The 2485-nt window shown below is 48.3% G+C and carries 4 protein-coding genes; all 4 read right to left on the bottom strand.

Annotated features, from left to right (window positions below; all coding sequences use genetic code 11):
• Window positions 1-380 precede the first annotated feature (380 nt).
• Window positions 381-980 (bottom strand): glutathione S-transferase family protein, encoded by a 600-nt coding sequence (locus IQ254_RS30670; RefSeq protein ID WP_193969918.1) that lies wholly within the window; start codon window positions 978-980, stop codon window positions 381-383.
• 39 nt (window positions 981-1019) lie between these two features.
• Entirely contained in the window at window positions 1020-1508 is a 489-nt protein-coding gene (locus IQ254_RS30665) for a GNAT family N-acetyltransferase (protein WP_193969917.1), read from the bottom strand.
• A 108-nt stretch (window positions 1509-1616) separates the two neighbouring features.
• Complete coding sequence (locus IQ254_RS30660; protein WP_193969916.1) at window positions 1617-2264, bottom strand: bifunctional 2-polyprenyl-6-hydroxyphenol methylase/3-demethylubiquinol 3-O-methyltransferase UbiG; 648 nt, start codon at window positions 2262-2264, stop codon at window positions 1617-1619.
• Window positions 2265-2389: 125 nt separating this feature from the next.
• The gene (locus tag IQ254_RS34135; protein WP_369011301.1) at window positions 2390-2485 is read right to left on the bottom strand and encodes a transposase; all 96 of its coding nucleotides are present in this window, start codon (window positions 2483-2485) and stop codon (window positions 2390-2392) included.

Here is a 2485-nt window from a genome sequence, read left to right as displayed (position 1 = left end):
ACCTCGTCTGCTGATACTGCCCTCCCCTTACGGGTTGAACATTCCGAGGCGGACATCTGCTTGAACACTAGCAGGGAAAGAACTTAGGAGTCCTTTCCAACTCCCCCGAACGACTTCGAGTCGCGCGCCTAACTCATTATTAGAAGGAAAGTTTCCACCTAAGATCCCCATACGGGTAAATAGGCTGAAATATTTCCGCCTAAGATGCTGTTTTGGGCAGATAGGTGGAATCACGTCTACCTAATACCCCGACATGGGTGATTAGGTAGACGTATTCAGTATAATAATTCTCCCAACTGCTGAGGGTTATCGGGGTGCGTTGGGGCGATCGCCCTGGAGTGTGGTTTCAAAAGTGTCGAGAGGTTTCGACGGGGGAGCGTTTACTGAGCCCCCGATTGAGGATGTGTCTGTTGGTAGGCGGGTCTAGCCCGAATCCGCTCCACGTATGCCGCGACTGTCGGTGAGGCGTCCTTCAACCAGCCAAACTGGATTGCAAAATCCAAAGTGCCACCAAATACTACGTCGGCTGCGGTAAACCGCTCGCCCATGACCCAACCGGATTTGGGGGTCATCGACTCCACTGTAGCTAGGCAGCGATCCATATCTCCCCAACCGACGGACTGAGGGTTGAAATCGGTGATTCCCAGCTGAGCGACCGAAAACATCGGTTCAAGGGTCGTCCCAGGAAAGAAAAGGTAGCGGTAGTAACGCGCCCGATCAGGGGAACTCACTGCCGGGGCAAACCCTTTGTCAAGGTACTTGTCAGCCAAATAAGCACAGATCGCTGCAGTCTCAGTCACGATCCTGCCCTCGTCCTCAAGCGCTGGAACCTTTCCCATGGGGTTGATGGCGCGATATTCCGGCGAGTTATTCTCGCCTGCGAAAAAATCAATGATGATCTTCTCATGGGGAGCTTCAAGCTCTGTAAGCATCCAGTCGGTCGTCGCGCCTCTACTCATCGGGTGGAAGTAGTGCTTCATGGCAGGTGTCTCCTTGTGAATCTTCCTCCATCAGGTTCGTCAGCTGCTTCGAATGAGCCGGTAGCGGATGAAGCGCTGGTCTTGTATCGCAATCTCACCATCTTCGCGGAAGCCAAGCCGCCGCAGTGCTGAAACCCTTGTCCTACTTGGGGGAAGCAGAGCAGTAACGGAGTCAACGCAGAGTTCTTCGAATGCGTATGCCAGAATTCTCCGGTAGAGAGCAAGACCAGCTCCCCAGTACTTTCGACTAAGGACGAGCCCCACGTCTACATCTTCGCCTTCCGGCTGAAGGCCACCCCAACCGATGAACTCGTCATCCAGCACGAAGGCCCAAGGTCCAAACCCTCTCTCCTCCCACATTCTTTCCTTAGTAGCGACAAAGCGATCGCACTCAACATCGCCAAACTCATCCCGAGCCAGTGGTAGGTGCCGTCGGACTGCGGGATCATTCATTAGGTTGATGATGGCAGCTGGGGGAATCTTAGTTAGCCGCGTGAACGTGATTCTGTCGTAGTCGATTGCTGCCATAGCGAAGAAGATTGAACAAGAAACTGTGGTAGAACCGCTGCTTAACGCCTCGCATCACCGGTCATGTTGACCGCGCAGCGGGCAATGTGATCCGTGTGCATGCGCTTGTTATGTTTTTCGCAACTTTTTCACCACAACGAAATAACTAGATGCCCCTTTATAAATTTCCTCTGATTCAACTGTTTGAAACTCGGCAATTTCTAAAAGATCGTCTACTTCAGAGCTTGTTATCCTCCTTATAGGAATTGGAATTAATCCAGTTTTACACAATACCCGAACCAGCTGAATCTGAAGGTTCACTAAAAACGACATTTTCTGGCGTAGGCAAGGTGTTACAGAAATAAATACGCCTTCTGGTTTTAGCAATTCGTTTATTCGCCGCATCATGTCCCGAGGACTTGTAACCGTGTGCAACATATTCAAAGCTAGTATTACGTCATATGATTCATTGGAATACTTTTTATCAAAAATATCGGACTGCTCAAATCTCACGTTCTCAATTTTACTAGCTGCTGCTTTCTCGTTAGCTATTTCAATCATCTTCGATGATATATCAATTGCATGAATTTCTTTAACAAGGCCTGAAAACTGACAGGATGCTGTTCCAGTTCCGCATCCATAATCCAGAACGGTGTCGCTATCTTTCAAGTACCTTTTAGTATTCTCTCTGGATTTATTATGAATGTACTCAAATCGCTCTTCGGTCTTGTCGTAGTTTTTAGACGCGCTGTCCCAAAACTTTTCAGTTTTACTCATTCTCATAACCTTGATAGGTGAAATACATAACTTCTAATTAGAGGGAAAGTTTCTACCTAAGATCCCCATACGGGTAGATAGGCGGAAATATTTCGGTTCTTCCGGCAGCATGGTGATAAGTTTTTCTAATCAGAAAAGCAAGCTAGCAAGCGCTTACGGAAATTCTCAAAGTTTACAAACCCATAAGCTTGGCGCTTAATCAACTTAATTCGATTGTTGAT

It is taken from the genome of Nodosilinea sp. LEGE 07088, assembly GCF_015207395.1.
Classification (GTDB): domain Bacteria; phylum Cyanobacteriota; class Cyanobacteriia; order Phormidesmidales; family Phormidesmidaceae; genus Nodosilinea.
Note: the sequence above shows the minus strand (reverse complement) of the source record. Positions and strands in the feature narration are given on the sequence as shown.